We start from the raw sequence: 16,327 nt of genomic DNA, 5'->3' as shown, positions 1-16,327 counted from the left end.
CATCTGCTATCCCCGGAGGTGTATGTCAATGTATGATTATCAAAGCAACGCTTCACAGGTGCATGGCATCATTCAAAAGCAAACACAACAAATTATGATGCTTGAAAAAAGGCTTAACGAACTTCAGCAGGAAATGCAAATGATCAAAGATAAACCGACAACGACGATTGAACGGATTGATTATCAATTTGATCAACTGAAAATCGAGCGGCTTGAAGGCACACTGAACATCGGCCTCAATCCATCTGATCCAAACAGTGTTCAAAACTTTGAAGTGGGCCAAACAACAACCCCGGGTATTGGAATGATGCAGCAAGAAATGGCTGATCAATTTTTCAATCAAACACGCCAGCTTGTCGACGCATTCTTAAATGAAGAAGCGCCAGAACTTCTTGAAGAGCTAGAGCAGCGATATGAAGGGTCTCTTGATGAGAGCAACAAACACCACATCATTGAGGACATTCGCAAGCAAATTGACAGCAGAATCAAATACTATGCAGGACAGCTCCCGCACCGGGAAGATATGACCCCGCTGCAGCGTTCAGAGCAAATTGCTGAATATGTGAAGCATGATGTCAAACGAGCGATTGAGCATTTCTTAGCCCATATTCCAAATGAAACGAAAGGAGAGGAAAACGGATGAATTTCACAGTCGTCAACCGCAACATCGAGACCGGATGCATTAAAGTAGTTGGGGTTTCGTCCTCTTCCCTATTTATCATCGGGGACACAGATCATGTACAATTATCCTCCATTTTTGATACACCGCCAGAATCTCTTATCATTGGCCCGTTTGTTCCTCTGGCACCTCGATAATGATAAAGCGCACATCTCAAGTGAGTTTCACGAAGGTGAATTCTGTGGGGATTTCAAGTGTTGTTCAAATCGGTGATACTCAGGAGCTATGCCCGAAGGTTAAGGTGTTAGCTGTTCAACGAACCATTAGTTTGTTTTATGGCAATGAAGCAGAAAACTTAAATGCGAAAGAATTTGAAGTGTATTATGAGCCTATTCCATTGATGCTGCCGGAACGATCCGTCAGAACAGCATTTTACCATGAAAAGCCTGTGATTAAAGTGTCTTCAATACATGTAGAAGGGGTGTCTTCCTCCTCTGTGTTTCAAATTGGCTCTACGTGTGGAGTGAATGGCGTTGCAAGAGTGAAGCATATTCGAGAGTTATTTAGCAACGACGAAAGTCCGCCAAACTCACAAATGGATCTACCTACGCATATGATGGTGATATGACTTCGAATAAAGGATGTCGATTATGCCAGCAATTGTCGGACCCATTTACATTAACTCTATTTCTGGAGGCGTCGTAAACGTCGGTGACTCATTCTACCTGTCGCCTAAAAGTTCGTCAAAATCTGCTTTAGGCTCTGGAGCGGGAAATACCGGAGATTTCTTGATATTAAATAATGGCATTAGCGCCACCAACTATGTGGATCCTGACTTAAATGATCAGAATATGGTAGGCAATGCATAAAGCAGCTCCTCTACAGTCATTTCATTTAGAGGAGCGCTTTTTATGCTTATTTTTTTCTGCGTTGTCTCGATTTTTTTGTTTTAACCAGCTTGCTTGCCGGCTGTTTTCGAATCCATTTGATGTACGAAGCAAGCTTTTCATCCTGCCTTAGTGCATCAAGTGTGTTCAAGCGTGCGGCAAGCTCCTGGTTTGTAAAGAGTGCATGCACTTGTTTATGGCAGGGGATACACAGGAAGGCAGTCGCTAAAAAAGCCCCACCTTCTTCTCTTGGTGTTAAGTGGTGTTCTGTGAGCAGGACATTTTGTCTTCCGCACAGCTCACATAATCCAATGGTTTGCTTTGCCACCCTGTCATCACCTCAACAATTACATTAATTCCATTGAGACCGTTGTCCCTTTCCCGCTTGGATCTGCTGGATGGACAATCAGTTTCTTCGGCAGTCTCATTTTCAATTCTTCCACGTGGCTAATCACACCAACTGCTAAATTGTGAGACTGCAGTTTCTCTAATGCGGTAATGACCGTATCAAGCAAGTCTTGATCGAGCGTACCGAATCCTTCATCAAGGAAAAAGAATTGCAGCGGGAATTCACCTCTCAGCTGAATTTGTGCAGAAAGAGCAAGGGCAAGCGCCAGCGATGTCAGGAAGGTTTCCCCGCCGGACAAGCTGGACACAGGACGCCTGACACCACCATTTGCATCATCACGCATAACAAAGCCGCCTTCTGAGTCGACCTCAATCGCATATCTTTGTCTCGTCAACATACCCAAGCGGGCGGATGCATCACGACTGACACTTTCCAGCTGTTCTTCTGCTAAAAATTCAACAAACGTATTCCCTTTAAAAACGGTTTGCAGTTTATCGAGGCGATCAATTTCTTGCTGCAGTGCTTCCAAGCGTTCGTGAATACTTGCAAAGCGCTGATGATTTTCTTCAATCACACGCAGGTGTTCATGTGCGGACCCACTCATTGCTGTCGCTTCTTCCAATGCTTTTTCAGCTGCATCTTTTCTGTGCTGAATGTCAGTCCACTGCTTTTCATCCAGTGACTCTTCTTTCAGTAATTCAGAAATTCGCTTTAAGTTTGCGGCACATTCCTTTCTTTTATCCTCAAATTCCTCCATTTCCTGTTTGACCGATTGACGTACTGCCTGTTCCATTGAAGCAGACTCAATTTCCTGCGGCATATGAAAAGGAGAGGATTCTGTTTCTTTTTCCCATGCTGCTTCTGCTTCTTGTTTTCGCCGGTTCGCCTCTTGAAGCTGACGCTCACTGCTTGAAAAATGGCTTTGCGCCTCACTAAACAACTGCTGTGCGTGCTGCAATTGCTTGTACGATTGCTGTTCTTTTTCATAAAGAAGAGCAAGAGAATGTTCAACCTCAATAAGTTCATCAGAAATAGAGGCAGCTTTTAATGGATATCGGCCTAAATCTGTTTCATATTGATGGATAAGCTGATGCTGACTTTCTAGCTGATGCGCTAGTTTATCAAGTTCTTTCTCGACATTGTATATCGCTGTCTGCAGCTGCTCTTTTGCTAGCTGTTTTTCTTCCAAAAACGAAATGCTTTTCTCAATACGTTCTTTATAGCCTTCCGCTTGTTGGTCCTTTTCATCGATTTGCTTTTGCAGCTCTTGTACTTGATTCAATGTAAAATGAGGGAAGGCCTGTTCAAATTGAGTCGTTTGCTCTGAAAGCTCAGATTGAAGCTCTTTGATCAGCACCTCTAATTCTTCGATGCGCTGCTGTTCAAAAGTCATTTGCTCTTTCATCTTGCTCATCTCTGCTGCTTGATTATGCGTTTCATCCATTAAACGAGCTCGTTTACGTTCAACTTCTTGAATATCCTGCTTTATGCCTCTCCATTCTTGCATCAGATCCTGCAAAGACTGCGGATTTTGTACGGTTTCTACTGCTGCAGCTACTTCTGCTCCCGGGGCTTTCTGAGATAAGAAAGCGAATTGTTTCACTAATTGATTGGCATTCGTTTCGAGGAGCTGCTTTGCGGCATACATGTCTCTCGCATACTCCTCTGCCTGCTTGAGCTCTTTGTCCATCCGTTGAATGACTTCATCGACTTGTGCCACGGTTTCTTCATGGTCATTGGATTCCAAAGCCTTTGGATCATGATGAATTGATCCACAAACCGGACATGGCTCACCATCTACTAGCTCTGCCGCTAATTCTTTTCTTAATTCAGCCGCCCTTACAACATCACGCTGTTTTAATTTTTCGAGCTTCTGATGTTGTTCTTTTTTATTCCATTCTGTTAGAGCTCGTTCGAATTCACATACATAAAAATAGAGGTGTTCAATTGCTTGAAACGATTGGTCTATTTTTTCATGATGGTCGTTTTGCTGTTTTTGAAGCTTTTCATATGCTTCTGAAGTCTGTGAGGCTCGCTTTTTGAGCTCCTCCAGCTTTTGCTTTTCTTTTTGAATGCTGCGGTTTATTCTTTCAACATTTTCACTTAAACGTAAAGCATCCTGTACACTTTTCCGTTCTTTTACTGAGACTTGTAACTGCTCCAGCTCATGCTTCAGCTGTGTTTGTTTCGTCAGTGCACGCTCTAATAGAGATTGAAGATTGTCCGCTTCTTTTTTCTTTTGTATGAATTGCTGCGTTTTTTCATTTTTTTGCTGTTCTATTCCTGTCTTTTCCTGAAAAGCTGTCTCTTTTTTTCGTTCAATTTCCTTTAGATGAATCAGCTGCTCTTTCTTTTGGAGAAGTTCTGGCTCAGTCTCTATTTTCTTTTGCCGGGCTTGCTCATACTCATGCGTCATTTGATCATAGATCGTTCGTTGATGCAGCAGCTGCTTTTCTGCTTCCTGCTTCTCCTTTGATGCTTGAGAAAGCTGTTTTTCAGCCTTTGTTAATGCATCCGCATAGGGCTTTAGCGCCTCTGCCTGCTCTGCGATATTGAGCTTGGCCTTTTTCTCTTCCATTGATGGTGCCAGTAGATTCAGTTTGTTTTGTTCAGTCTCATAAGCTTCTTGTTCCTTTTGATACTGCCAGATCGCTTGCGCCTTTGTAAAAGCAGTGAACGCTTCGTCCCGCGCTTGTTTTTTCTCATGAAAAATGGCTTTTGCCTGCTCTGCTGCTTCCTTTGCTTTTGCCAGCGCCTCTGGGCCAGCTTCCCCTAAACCATTCAGTTCAGCCAGCAGTTCATTTTTTTGCCCATATTGATTCTGAGCTTTTGCACGCAAACGCTTGACGAGCTGATCCCCATACTTTTCCAAGTTAAACAACCGCTGAAGCATTTGACGTCTGTCTGCCCCTTTTAGGGAGAGAAATTCTGCAAATTTCCCTTGAGGTAAGACAACCGCTCGCGTAAAATCATCAATGGTTAATCCGAGTAATTCTTCTACTTTACGATTGACCTCACTCGCTTTATCTGCGAGAACGGTCTGCGTATCACCGATTTCAATCAGGCGGCATAATGTCGTTCTGACTTTCATTTCATCCGCTCGTTTGAAAGCACGTTCAACTTTATAAGAAATATGGTGTTCCTTTTGCAAAGCAAATGTAAAGGAAACCGACAGCTTTTCTTCCGCTTGGTTCAAAATACCATGTGTATTATTTAACGCACGTTCCACTTTGCCATAGAGTGCCAGGGTCATGGCGTCTAATATGGACGACTTTCCACTTCCTGTCGGTCCAAATATGCCAAACACACCTGCATCACATAATGAGCTAAAGTCAATTGTTTGTTCTTCTCTGAAGCTATGAAGTCCTTTAATGGTCAGCGTAATCGGCTTCAAGTCGCTTCCTCCTCTTGCATTTCATTGGCTAGCTCTAAAAACAGTTTGACTGTTTTTTCATCGGGTAGACCGCCACCTGTCTGGCGCTCATAAAATTTCACGAACCGCTCTTCGATCGAGAGCTTTTCCACTTGCTTTTGCTCTTCTATTTGCTGTAGTTCTTTGAACTTTGGTCGAATGTGAACAAACCCACTATGCTGCTTACGGAGCTGATGAATCTCTTCAATAGAGAGCTGGTCTGTTAAATGAATCTCTAAATCAATCCACGCCTGAAGATCACGTTTTTCATCCAGCCACTCGTGCACTTGACTCAGTCCCTCAGTCGCCTTCCATTTCACAAGTGGTTTTCCGCTTGATAAAAACACTTCTTTCCAGCTTGCCTTTTCATTAGGTTTTGCCTCTACAATTGTGACTGATTTGGCATAGCCTGATTCAGAAAAGCTATAAGCAAGAGGTGATCCAGAATACCGGGCAATCGTTTTGGCACGTTTGATCGTTTGCGGGCGGTGCAAATGACCAAGTGCAACATAGCAAGCTGCTTCTGGCAGGCTTTCAGCCGCAACGGTATATGCGCCGCCTACTTCAATCGGTCTTTCTGAATCTGTTTGACTTCCTCCTGCCACATAAATGTGGCTTGTTGCAATATTAACTGTATCCGGCTGGAATTGAGTACTTAAATGTTGAAACGCTTGTTGAATTTTTAAATTGTAATGATCACGAAGCACTTTCTCTTCAAATGTTTCAGCCAGCACCTCATTTAGTCTAGCCTCAGACGGATAAGCGAGTGCTGCAATGGATAAACGTTCACTCGAAGAAGGAACATCGACACGGATGATGTCATTTGTCGGATATCCAATTAAATGAATACCCTGATCATTTGTTAAAGGAGATGCGGCTGATAAGCGATCCGGATTATCGTGATTGCCTGAGATGACCACTACCTGCCGTTTTCCTTTATCAGATAAGGCAGATAGACTTTCATAAAAAAGCTGCTCTGCTCTAGCAGGCGGATTCACTGTATCAAAGGCATCACCGGCCATCACAATGACATCAATGTGTTCGTCTTTCACGATTTGATACAGTTCATCTAAAAACTGTGCTTGCTCATCAAGCCGGCTTCGACCTTCAAGGGTTTTCCCTAAATGCCAATCCGCTGTATGCAGAATCCTCATGTGATTCACCTCTCATTCCGATACATTTATAAAGAGATTTCTAAATTCCCATCGAAGAAATAGAGAATTTTCTCCTCTAATGTTCTGTTTGTCAAACGCTCTACTGCTTTTGCATATAACGCTATTTGGGTTTCATAGCGCTTTTTCAAGATAGGTTCAGCAGCGTCAAGTCCACCTGTATATCTGCCTTGCACTCTATCCGTTTTATAATCTAGTAAATATAGCTTTCCATCTGTTTCAAATAAACAGTCAATCATTCCTTGAATCAGAACAGGCTCTCCCTCAGTATCAATATGACTGTATACCTCTTTAACAGGTAACACCATACTAAATGATACCTCTCGTTTTACCCAGTCCGCTTTCAGCAGTTTTTGACCAATTGAAGTAGAGAAGAAAGCAGCAATTCCTTCTTGATCAATTGACTGGACTTGCTCATCTGTTAGCAAGTCTCGCTGCTGTAAGGATTCGAGCAGGTGCCTTATACGTGATTCATCATAGGGCTCCTCAGAAGGAAGCGTGATATGCTGCATGACTGTATGCATTGCGGTGCCTTGTTCTGCGGCAGTGAGTGTTTTTTTCTTCATGAAAGCCGGCCGGTCATACAATGTTGCACGAGCTTTTCGAATAGAAGAAGGAACACTGTACTCATCCTGTATTTCTTTCATCCTTTTTATCTCGGAAACAGACTGCTTTGTGCCGACTTGCGAGGCCGCTAGATATGGATATTTCCATGAAAGTCTCTCTGCCACCTTCTCATCAGCATCACCATATCCTTCAACAGGCAGACCATCCATCAATGCTTGTACTACCTCGTCTTGCTGCTTCTTTTCAAGTGACATATCTTCCTTTAGAAGATCAGAAGCTTGCGTAAACGAGATAGTGAATGTAGACGGATGCGAAAGAACAACATCGCCTGTTTCTTCTAAAACAGATGACATCGCTTGATGACGGATAAGGGCAGGGCCAATAAAATCTAAGTATGTTTTCGATTGATAACGTTCAAAATCAGGGAGCAGCCACTCTTCTCCAGTCGCGGCATTTTGCCATTTGCTTAATGCTTTCACCTGATTTTTGACAGAGCCGACCAGAAATAATTTTTCCTTAGCCCTTGTGAGCGCCACATATAAGACCCTCAGCTCTTCAGATAATAACTCTTTTCTCATCTTTTTTTTCATCGCCACAAGCGGTAATGTCGCATAACTAATTCTCAGCTCTGGATGGATATACTTGCTTCCAAAGCCTAGCTCTTTATCAAGTAAGTAGGACTGGTTTAAGTCCATCATATTAAAGTTCCTGCCGAGTCCTGCAGTAAAGACGACTGGAAATTCTAATCCTTTACTGCTGTGGATCGTCATCATGCGCACAACGTCCTCTGTTTCACTGAACGTTTTTGCCGCACCAAGATCATCTCCACGCTCCTGCATTCTTTCAATAAAACGAAGGAATCGAAATAGCCCTCTAAAGGCAGCTTTTTCATATTGCTTGGCTCGATCATAAAGGGCACGAAGATTCGCCTGCCGCTGCTTACCTCCAGGCATCCCGCCAACATAATCAAGATACTGCGTATCTCGGTATACTTCCCAAATTAATTCTGCCACCGAATGATTGATGGAGAAATCACGCCACTTACGCAGCAATTGGAAAAATCGCTCTAATTTTTTGCATGTAGGGTGATCAGAATGCGTCACACTCATGAATGCCTTTACAGCATCATAATAAGTGCCTTTTTTATCACTCGTTCGAATAAGTGCCATTTCATTTTCATCTAAATGAACAATAGGTGATCTTAAAACAGCTGCAAGCGGAATATCCTGATACGGATTATCGATGACTTTTAACAAAGAAAGAATGACAGACACCTCTGTTGCTTCAAAATAACCAGAGGAAAGATTCGCATATACTGGGATTCCCTGCTTCTTTAATTCTTCCATCATTTGCGGGGCCCACGGCATAGACCGAAGCAAAATGACAATGTCACGATACTGCAAGTTACGGGTCATTTGCTGTTTTGCATCGTACACTTGAAATGGCTGCTCCACCAATTCTCTTATTTTTTTAGCAATGATTCTCGCTTCAAATTGGACGGTCTCAAGTTCTTCTCGCTCTTCGCCGGTTTCTGCTTCCTGCTGATCTAAGTGGACAAGGAGCATTTCTGTCGTTGTATCTTTGCTTTCTGGATAACTCGCTCCAAGCTTTAATTCAGCTTGTTCATCATATTCAATTTCTCCAACTGTTTCCCCCATCAGCTGCTTGAACAAAAAGTTCGTACTATCTAAAACATCTGAACGGCTTCGGAAGTTTTTATTTAAATCAATTCTCTTCCCTGTTTCTTTGCCGTCTGGTTGAAAGTGTTTATATTTGTTTAAAAAGAGCATGGGCTCAGCCAGTCTAAAACGATAAATGGACTGCTTTACATCACCAACCATAAACAGATTGCCCTCTGCAGAATGTTCCCCTTTAGACACAAGCTTTAAAATCGTTTCTTGTACGAGGTTTGTATCCTGGTATTCATCAACGAGCACTTCTTCAAACTGCTGTTGATAGTACTTGGCAGCTTCTGTTTCGATCAAATGTCCTTCTGCATCCTGCTCCGCTAAAATGCGTAAGCAATAGTGCTCTAAATCCGAAAAGTCGACAATTGACTTTTCCTGCTTCGCTCTCTCGAAACGCTCACCAAATTGGATCACAAGCTCTACAAGCGTCTCCACAACTGGCTTCATTTCAGCTAAGCTTTTTAAATGCTGGGCAGGACTGCGCATGAAGTATTCATCTTTTAGTTTTTCTAATTGTTTTTTTGCTTGATTACGTGCATCAGTGGCTTTTTCTAATAAAGCAGGGTCATATTCGTCACCTTTGCACGTTTTGAGCCTTTTAAAATTGACGTTCGGCAAAAGCTCATAAAGCTTCTCAAAATCATCTTGATGACGGATTAATTCATTGACTTGCTCTAAATCATCTATAAAATTCGCTGCTCTCGGTGCTGGGCCATCCGGCTCTTTTGATAGCGAAAGAGCTCGTTCAAGCAGCTCCTGGCAGCTCCGGAGAACGAGAGAAAGATCTTCTTTGATATATGGATAAAACGGTAATTCTTCTACTTTTGTTTGTGCATCTACATCATAAAGTGAAAGGAATGCCCTCATCCATTGCTCAGGTAAAGGATGAGACCTAGAAAACTCATAAATTCTCTTCACAAGCCATTGCAAATCTAAGTCATGGCGGTCAGAAGTGTAACGATCAACCAGTTCAAAGAATGATGGCTTTCCAGCCTTATATTCATCCTCGAACAGTTCATCTAACACTTCATCTCCTAATAATTCTCCTTCTGTTTGATCTGCCAAACGAAAGCCTGGGTCAAGATCAATTTCATAGTAAAAGGTGCGCAAAACCTGCAAGCAAAAGGAGTGCAAGGTAGAAATATTGGCACGATTCATGAGGGACAGCTGCCTTCTCATATGAAGGGACCCAGGGTTTTTGGCTAATTCTTTTTCAAGTGCTTCTGTAATCCGATGCTTCATCTCTGCCGCAGATGCATTTGTGAAAGTCACAACGAGCAGACGGTCCACATCAACTGGATGTTCAGGCCGGGTCATTTTTCGAATCAGCCGTTCAACCAAAACAGCTGTTTTTCCTGACCCTGCCGCCGCCGCAACCAAGATATCTTGTCCTTCTGAAACGATGGCTTCCCATTGGTCATCCGTCCACGTACTGTTATTCGGTTTTGGTATTTGCATACTGATCCCCTTCTTTTTTGATCCGGTCTATCACAACATCATCTTTCTCAGAGGTGAGCACCCTAAAATCATTATCCTCTATTGATTCATCGAATTGGCAAATAGACTTGAATGAACAAAAGCGGCAAGGTGTTTGATCCTTCAATTTATATGGATTAATTGCGACCTCTCCATTTGTAATTCTTTCGCCTGCTTCTTCAAATGTGCGCCGAACGTGTTGTGTGAGTATATGGAAATGATCTTCACTTAAAACTGCAGAGTCAGAACGGAAAGACCCATCCTTTTTCAAGCCGGCTTGAATGACTTGTGATCTACCTGAATCAAGCGTTTGATCCATGAGTTTTACTGCTTCTACATCTTCAAGCAATAAACCCTTCATTTTAAATTTCTTGAATATTTCCTGCTCAATGTCATCCTCCGCAAGCGGAATAGGTGCTTGAATGAGCGGATCATGGATATGGAAATATAAAATGCCAGCAGGCGTCGCTTCAACCCCGAGCCACTCTTTCGAATACGTAATGGTCAGGTCTAAGTAAGTGAGCATTTGCAAGGCCAGCCCATAGTATACTTCTGCTAAGTCAAGACCTTTCTCACTGGATTTGTAGTCGACTATTCTCAAGAGCAGCCCTTTTGAACCTTCTGCTTTATCTACCCGGTCAATTCTTCCGACAAGCTCCATCGTGCAGCCATTCTTTAATTGAAAAGTAAACGGCGGCAATGGCCCTTGCCCCCCAAAACCTAACTCTAGCCCTACTGGAGAAAATCCACTCACTTTGGCATGTTCACTTAATATAGAAGAGACTCGAATCAAGATTTTCTGGAGCTTTTCTTTAATATAAGCATGCCGATTAGAGCTTAATAGAATTTCCTTTTGAAGACGCGGAGCAAGCTGTTCAATCGCATGTTTTGAATAAGTGACACAATCTTCCTTCGTTAGGTTTTTCCAATCCTTTTTTTGTTCAACAAGCGTATCTGAAATATGTTTTAAAGCCGAGTGGAACAACTGGCCGATATCAGGTGCTTCCAATTTGTAAAATTGTCGATCCTTTAGTTTTAACCCATGGGAAGCAAAGTGAGAAAATGCACACGCATTGAATTTCTCCATTCTTGAAACACTGCCCTGAATATGATCACCATAAAGCTCTTTTGTGACATTAGGCTTTAATGGCTTCGCTCGATTTGTAAAAAACAAACTTGACATGATGTTTTTTGATACATCCCGATGAGGAGATGTCATTAAGTAGTTATAGACACTCCACCATACACCACTAATGGGATATTGATTGAGCCATTGCTGCAACTGTGAAACGGTATACGATAACGAAACATGCTCATTCGCTACAAATTTTAATTGCTCCTCGTCATCCAGTTGTTCTGGATCTAACACATAAAGAGCCTGCTGGTGATTTGGCATAAGCTCTTGGCAATACTTGATAAGTGTCGAAGGCAAAAGAGAACGTCCTTCTGCATCAGCAGCCGAATAGGATAGATACAAATGACGTGATGGACTCGATAACGCTTGGTAAATTAAAAATTGCTCATCTAGCAGCCGTTCCTTTCCTGTCTCTGCCAGCTCTGCTCCTGCTCGTTTTAACCATTCACGGTCATCCTCAGACAATACACTCTCATCAGAGGGGCGTGCGGGAATAACGCCATCATTTACACCAACGATAAACGTACACTTCACTTGATACATTCTCGATAAATCCATACTTCCAATAAATACTTGGTCGAGTGAAGGCGGAATCAAAGCGAATTTTAGAGAAGCTAATCCTGTATCCATCATTTGTTGGAATAAAGGAAATGAGAGCTCTTCTTCACCTAGCATTTCAACAAATTCATCCATTAATTGAATAACCGCATCCCATACTTGTCCGTGCTGCATTGCTTCAGCTAATCTACCTGCTTCTTCAGCCTCAAGCCTCGCTTTTTCAAGCTTATCTGGTACTTGTATCTCTTCTAAAAAGACATAGACAGCCTCTACCATGTCTCTTACCTTTTGCGCTTTTTTGAGCCTTTTCTGCAACTGGTAAAGCGGGGGCACGATCCATTCTTTGACGTCATTTAGCATTTGTTCCATTTCAATTTCTTGATCTGTTTGTCCAAAATCCTCATCTAATGATTGGAAGCGCCTGTAATGAAACCGGGAACCGTTTGTCCAGCGTTCTCCTTTTACACCATAAGCAATACAATAGTTTTCGAGCTGATCTGCCTGCTCTCTCGCTTTGTTCTTAGCGAGTTCAAGCGGAAATAAGAACTCTGTTTTCACGCAGCGAAATACCGCTTCATACCGCCAGTTTCCCTTTATGACATCCAAGCTCGAACGAATCAATTCAATGAGCGGATGATACTGCATCGATTCATTTCCATCAATAAAAAAAGGAATATCGCAATCTCGAAAAACCTCTTTTAATGTATCTTTATAGTCGTCTACATGTCGTGCAACAATCGAGATATCTCTCAATCTAAGTCCTTTTTCTCTCACTAAATCAAGTATATCTCTGGCTACACCCTCAATTTCAGCTCGTTTATTTGCACTTTTAGACACTGTGAGATGAGGGGTGTTTTCCTGATATGGCTGCACTGGTCTCTGCTCATATTGGTGTTCTAAATAAGCAAGATCTGGTGTATAAATGTGCCGTTTATTTCTTTCCAAAACGTTTTCAGAAATGTCAGCTCCGCACTCTCTAGCAAGCTGATAGAGCTGGAAATACGTTTTCCCTGTCATACGAAATAAATCAAGTTCATTTGGCTGCCTATCATGATAGGAGCGATCCACTGTGAAAGCAGCAGTTATTTTTGCTGCATGCAGCAGGAGCTGTTCAATGACAAGAAGTTGCTGCGGTGTAAATTGATAAAAACCATCTATATAAATGTGTGCTCCTTTTATTTCTTCAGATGAAGGAATTTGCTGCGTGAGAAGTGTCAAATAGTCTTCTGAGTGCACATATTCATCTTGTAAATGCTGCTCCATCTGCTGATAAAGAACATGCAGATCATGCAATTTTTCGGCTGCCCGTCTTTCTTCTGTATACTCTGAATACATGCTCGACATTGAAATTTTTTCAATATCCTCCGGCAACATACAATACCTTTTGAATTCAGCCATCGTCTTTTCAATTTGCTCCACAAATCCCGGCTTATCACTCGCTTTTTTGAACACTTTAAACTTTTCTTTCTGCTCTTCAATCACTTTTCTTAAAAGCATTTGAATTCCTGTGCTTGTCACAAATTGCCGGTTCGCTCCGCCAGTCTGCTGTAAAATAGACCAAGCAAGACGTGTGAAACTAAATACTTTGGCCCTGATCATTCCGCCAGCTTCAGACGTTTTTGCAAGCTCATATTCCATTAAAAATGTCATTTGATCCGGGACTAAAAAAATGATTGGCGGACCCAACGGATCAAGCCGAAGCTGTTCTTTGATTTCCTTTAAGATTGCAGTCGTTTTTCCACTCCCCGATCTGCCTGCTAAAAACTGAATCTCCACGTTCCACAACACCTTTCTTATGTACTCATATTCTAGCGAAAATAAAGGGAAATAGCTATTTTCCTATCACGTTCCCGTTCTCCTATCTGATTGAAATAACATAGGCACCTTTCCTCACTCTTTTCATATCATAAACCATCATGAACAAAAAGGAGGCTGGCAATATCATGTATTACGATTACTATGACTACTCGCCATATGACATGCGCCAAAACACAAGGATCATTTCAGACCTTGAGAAGGCGATCAATGGTGAATATTCTGCGATCCAATGCTACGAAAAACTTGCCCAAAAAGCAAAAAACCCTGAGGCGAAAAAGGTCATTCAAGAAATACGTCAGGATGAAGTCAGACACTATCAACTATTTTCAAAGCTATATTATTCTTTAACAGGTAGAAACCACAAACCAAGCGTAACAGAACCTTGTCCAGAACAATTCAGAGAAGGACTTATGTTTGCCTTTAAAGATGAACAAAAAACGGTCGATTTTTACTTAAGCGTATCAGACTATGTCCGTGACCAAGGAACAAAAGAGCTAATGAAACGTATCGCTCAAGATGAACAGCAGCATGCTGTATGGTTTTTATACCTTTTAACGCACCATGTGTCTTAGATAGTCCTATTTTAATAGGAGATCGTATGTTCCGTCAAAAAATGAAATCGATTTTTTGTTCCTTCAATATGTCAAAGTTAGCGCTAAATGTAGCAAAGTCTCACATCCCTTCCTCATTTTCAAACGAGAAAATGAGAATTTGACCATTAAAAAAACTCCTCTGCCACAAATGCAGAAGGAGTTTTTTCATGATCTTTTAATGAAATTTTGCTTCATTGCTTTGCTGCTGATGCTTGAGAACCCCATCAATTGACAGCAGCTTACTGCCGCTAAGTGTTAAATAAAGCGCCATGACGAGCAGAGAAAGTTCAAATTCATAACCGCCAACAAATCCTTTAGAAAAACCAACAGTAATAATCGCTACAGCCATAATTGGTACAAATAATGCTGCGAAAATACGTGTTCCTAGACCTAAAATCAAGGCGATACCCCCGACTAGCTCAATTGTCTTGACAATATAGGCCATAAATTCGGGTAAACCGATTTGCCCAAAGAATGCTGCTGTTCCTCCCAGTCCTCCTTGATATGCCTGAAGTCCATGTAAAAAGAAAATAATACCTAAAATAACGCGTACAAAAAGTGTTCCTATTTCTTGATTCGTTTTCATATAGTGAATTCCTCCTGTTTTTACACTACATAATGTAATGTTAATAAGTAAAAAAATTAGTAATTTAAGTTGAGCATAATCATTAAGACCACCATCAGAATGGCTGATGTGACAATTGGAATAATTGGTACATTAAAAGGAATATTGTAAGTTGGATTTAAGATTTTTTGTATTCTTAAATTCAATGCCCGATCTCCAAAGGACACCGCAAACTTTGTTTGTTTTTGAAACTGGGTTTTCTTTTTAATCAGTTTCAAAAGGGCCTGCCCTACTCCAAGCTCAGTACCTGTCTGCTGAATGGCATAGTCATCTGCAATCACTTCGCGAAAAACAGAGTAGCTTTGTCTCATATGCTTTAACACTGGAATGTACCAAATGACTTTTGTGAGCATTGAGAACATGAAAGCTTTTAAGGGATCATAGCTGTATTTGTGATGCAATTCATGATGAATAACAGCGTCAATCTCCTCTTTATCCAGCATGTCCATGAGGGCTGTTGATAAATAAACCTTTGGGTGAAGCATCCCCATTGCAAAGGCAAGCGGTTCTTGACAGTGAAACACAATGATATCGTTTTGATATTTCTCTGACAGAAATTCGGTTGACTGTTGTTCGAATGCCAACATCATATGTCGTTTGAATTGAATGTACTTGCTGATTTGCTTTGCCATATAGAAAATTGCAAATCCCAATGTGTAGAGGACTAAGGCATCTAGAAAATACTTTAAAGGAGTGAATCCATAAAATTCGAGCACGGACTGGCATACATGGATCAGGTTATATGCTTGGTTCCAGCCAAAAAAGCTTGAAAGCACGTAATACCCCATCTGATAAAAAATGGCTAAACCAATCAATATACCGCCTAAAAACAGCAGACTCGACTTCATTTTATTCATTTTGCTGCTCCTCTTTTTTAGATGCTAGCCTTGCTTCTAGAACTTTGAGTAATTCAGGATCAGCACTTTCAATCGCATCCACCATATGATTCACTGCCAATGGACCGAAATCGTCCATCAATCCTTGCGTAATCCATTTTGTTTGCTCATTTAGAAATTCTTCTTTTGTTAAAATGGGATTATAAATAGATGAGCGCCCTTTTGTTTTTTTCTCCACAATTCCTTTTTCGGTTAAGCGGTTCAGCACAGTCATCACCGTGTTGAAATTAATCGGCTTTTCATCTGACAGCTTCTGCTGCACCTCTTTAATCGGCATATCCTCACCTTGATAAAGGATCTCCATAATTCTTCCCTCTAAAGGACCAAAAAAACGATTCAATCCCTTTTCATTATATTTAAAAGAAGGAATTTTCATGTTATCACCCCACACTAAGCATTGTAGTGTAAATAAGCAAAATTTTCAACTATAATCCCTTGATTCCTAGGGTTTTCTTTATAATACAGTTTTTTTGATACTCCATTTTACTCCAATAACATTGCATACTTCTTGAAAATTAAAGGAGTTCATCTG

At 41.4% G+C, this 16,327-nt stretch carries 13 protein-coding genes; 5 read left to right on the top strand and 8 right to left on the bottom strand.

Features of this window, described 5'->3' with window-relative positions:
• Nucleotides 1–28: 28 nt before the first annotated feature.
• The 4 genes from C6Y02_RS13370 to C6Y02_RS13355 are packed head-to-tail and all read left to right on the top strand — an operon-like array spanning nt 29 to nt 1,488.
• Nucleotides 29–643, top strand: a complete 615-nt coding sequence (locus C6Y02_RS13370; protein WP_066031066.1) for a spore germination protein GerPC — start codon at nt 29–31, stop codon at nt 641–643.
• The gene (locus C6Y02_RS13365) at nt 640–816 is read left to right on the top strand and encodes a hypothetical protein (protein WP_060595956.1); all 177 of its coding nucleotides are present in this window, start codon (nt 640–642) and stop codon (nt 814–816) included. Before C6Y02_RS13370 ends, C6Y02_RS13365 begins: the two co-directional genes overlap by 4 nt.
• Entirely contained in the window at nt 816–1,247 is a 432-nt protein-coding gene (locus tag C6Y02_RS13360) for a spore germination protein GerPE (protein ID WP_060595955.1), read from the top strand. Before C6Y02_RS13365 ends, C6Y02_RS13360 begins: the two co-directional genes overlap by 1 nt.
• Nucleotides 1,248–1,269: 22 nt before the next feature.
• Nucleotides 1,270–1,488, top strand: a complete 219-nt coding sequence (locus tag C6Y02_RS13355) for a spore germination protein (protein ID WP_003211468.1) — start codon at nt 1,270–1,272, stop codon at nt 1,486–1,488.
• 46 nt (nt 1,489–1,534) lie between these two features.
• Here C6Y02_RS13355 and C6Y02_RS13350 read toward each other — a convergent pair whose 3' ends face one another.
• From C6Y02_RS13350 to addB, 5 genes are read right to left on the bottom strand one after another with little or no spacing between them, the layout of a single operon-like run.
• A complete protein-coding gene (locus C6Y02_RS13350) occupies nt 1,535–1,834 on the bottom strand; it encodes a hypothetical protein (protein ID WP_060595954.1) in 300 nt (99 codons plus the stop codon).
• Nucleotides 1,835–1,853: 19 nt separating this feature from the next.
• On the bottom strand, nt 1,854–5,249 hold the full coding sequence (locus tag C6Y02_RS13345; protein ID WP_106031477.1) for an AAA family ATPase: 3,396 nt from the start codon (nt 5,247–5,249) through the stop codon (nt 1,854–1,856).
• Nucleotides 5,246–6,421 carry an exonuclease subunit SbcD gene (gene sbcD, locus C6Y02_RS13340; RefSeq protein WP_060595952.1) on the bottom strand — a complete coding sequence of 392 codons (1,176 nt, stop codon included), beginning with the start codon at nt 6,419–6,421 and terminating at the stop codon, nt 5,246–5,248. Before sbcD ends, C6Y02_RS13345 begins: the two co-directional genes overlap by 4 nt.
• A gap of 26 nt (nt 6,422–6,447) precedes the next feature.
• Nucleotides 6,448–10,152, bottom strand: coding sequence for a helicase-exonuclease AddAB subunit AddA (gene addA, locus C6Y02_RS13335; protein WP_106031476.1), 3,705 nt, complete (start codon nt 10,150–10,152; stop codon nt 6,448–6,450).
• On the bottom strand, nt 10,130–13,639 hold the full coding sequence (addB, locus tag C6Y02_RS13330) for a helicase-exonuclease AddAB subunit AddB (RefSeq protein WP_106031475.1): 3,510 nt from the start codon (nt 13,637–13,639) through the stop codon (nt 10,130–10,132). The genes addA and addB overlap by 23 nt, the downstream gene beginning before the upstream one ends.
• A 167-nt stretch (nt 13,640–13,806) precedes the next feature.
• Here addB and C6Y02_RS13325 point away from each other — a divergent pair, with 167 nt between their 5' ends.
• The gene (locus C6Y02_RS13325; protein ID WP_034663474.1) at nt 13,807–14,253 is read left to right on the top strand and encodes a ferritin-like domain-containing protein; all 447 of its coding nucleotides are present in this window, start codon (nt 13,807–13,809) and stop codon (nt 14,251–14,253) included.
• A gap of 196 nt (nt 14,254–14,449) precedes the next feature.
• On the opposite strand, the gene C6Y02_RS13320 is transcribed toward C6Y02_RS13325, so the two are convergent.
• From C6Y02_RS13320 to C6Y02_RS13310, 3 genes are read right to left on the bottom strand one after another with little or no spacing between them, the layout of a single operon-like run.
• Nucleotides 14,450–14,860: a DoxX family protein gene (locus C6Y02_RS13320; protein ID WP_034663477.1), complete on the bottom strand. Its 411-nt coding sequence runs from the start codon at nt 14,858–14,860 to the stop codon at nt 14,450–14,452.
• Nucleotides 14,861–14,916: 56 nt separating this feature from the next.
• Complete coding sequence (locus C6Y02_RS13315; RefSeq protein ID WP_106031474.1) at nt 14,917–15,756, bottom strand: M56 family metallopeptidase; 840 nt, start codon at nt 15,754–15,756, stop codon at nt 14,917–14,919.
• Entirely contained in the window at nt 15,749–16,171 is a 423-nt protein-coding gene (locus C6Y02_RS13310) for a BlaI/MecI/CopY family transcriptional regulator (protein ID WP_024425495.1), read from the bottom strand. Before C6Y02_RS13310 ends, C6Y02_RS13315 begins: the two co-directional genes overlap by 8 nt.
• Nucleotides 16,172–16,327 lie beyond the last annotated feature (156 nt).

This window comes from Bacillus sp. NMCC4, assembly GCF_002998555.1.
In the GTDB taxonomy this organism is placed as follows: Bacteria; Bacillota; Bacilli; order Bacillales; family Bacillaceae; genus Bacillus.
This window is presented reverse-complemented; position numbering and strand designations above follow the sequence as displayed.

What these genes read in the sequence shown, in the direction of transcription:
- C6Y02_RS13310 (WP_024425495.1), bottom strand. Translation starts at nt 16,171, where the DNA reads ATGAAAATTCCTTCTTTTAAATATAATGAAAAGGGATTGAATCGTTTT.
- C6Y02_RS13370 (WP_066031066.1), top strand. Translation starts at nt 29, where the DNA reads ATGTATGATTATCAAAGCAACGCTTCACAGGTGCATGGCATCATTCAA.
- C6Y02_RS13315 (WP_106031474.1), bottom strand. Translation starts at nt 15,756, where the DNA reads ATGAATAAAATGAAGTCGAGTCTGCTGTTTTTAGGCGGTATATTGATT.
- C6Y02_RS13355 (WP_003211468.1), top strand. Translation starts at nt 1,270, where the DNA reads ATGCCAGCAATTGTCGGACCCATTTACATTAACTCTATTTCTGGAGGC.
- sbcD (WP_060595952.1), bottom strand. Translation starts at nt 6,421, where the DNA reads ATGAGGATTCTGCATACAGCGGATTGGCATTTAGGGAAAACCCTTGAA.
- C6Y02_RS13360 (WP_060595955.1), top strand. Translation starts at nt 816, where the DNA reads ATGATAAAGCGCACATCTCAAGTGAGTTTCACGAAGGTGAATTCTGTG.
- C6Y02_RS13325 (WP_034663474.1), top strand. Translation starts at nt 13,807, where the DNA reads ATGTATTACGATTACTATGACTACTCGCCATATGACATGCGCCAAAAC.
- addA (WP_106031476.1), bottom strand. Translation starts at nt 10,152, where the DNA reads ATGCAAATACCAAAACCGAATAACAGTACGTGGACGGATGACCAATGG.
- C6Y02_RS13365 (WP_060595956.1), top strand. Translation starts at nt 640, where the DNA reads ATGAATTTCACAGTCGTCAACCGCAACATCGAGACCGGATGCATTAAA.
- C6Y02_RS13320 (WP_034663477.1), bottom strand. Translation starts at nt 14,860, where the DNA reads ATGAAAACGAATCAAGAAATAGGAACACTTTTTGTACGCGTTATTTTA.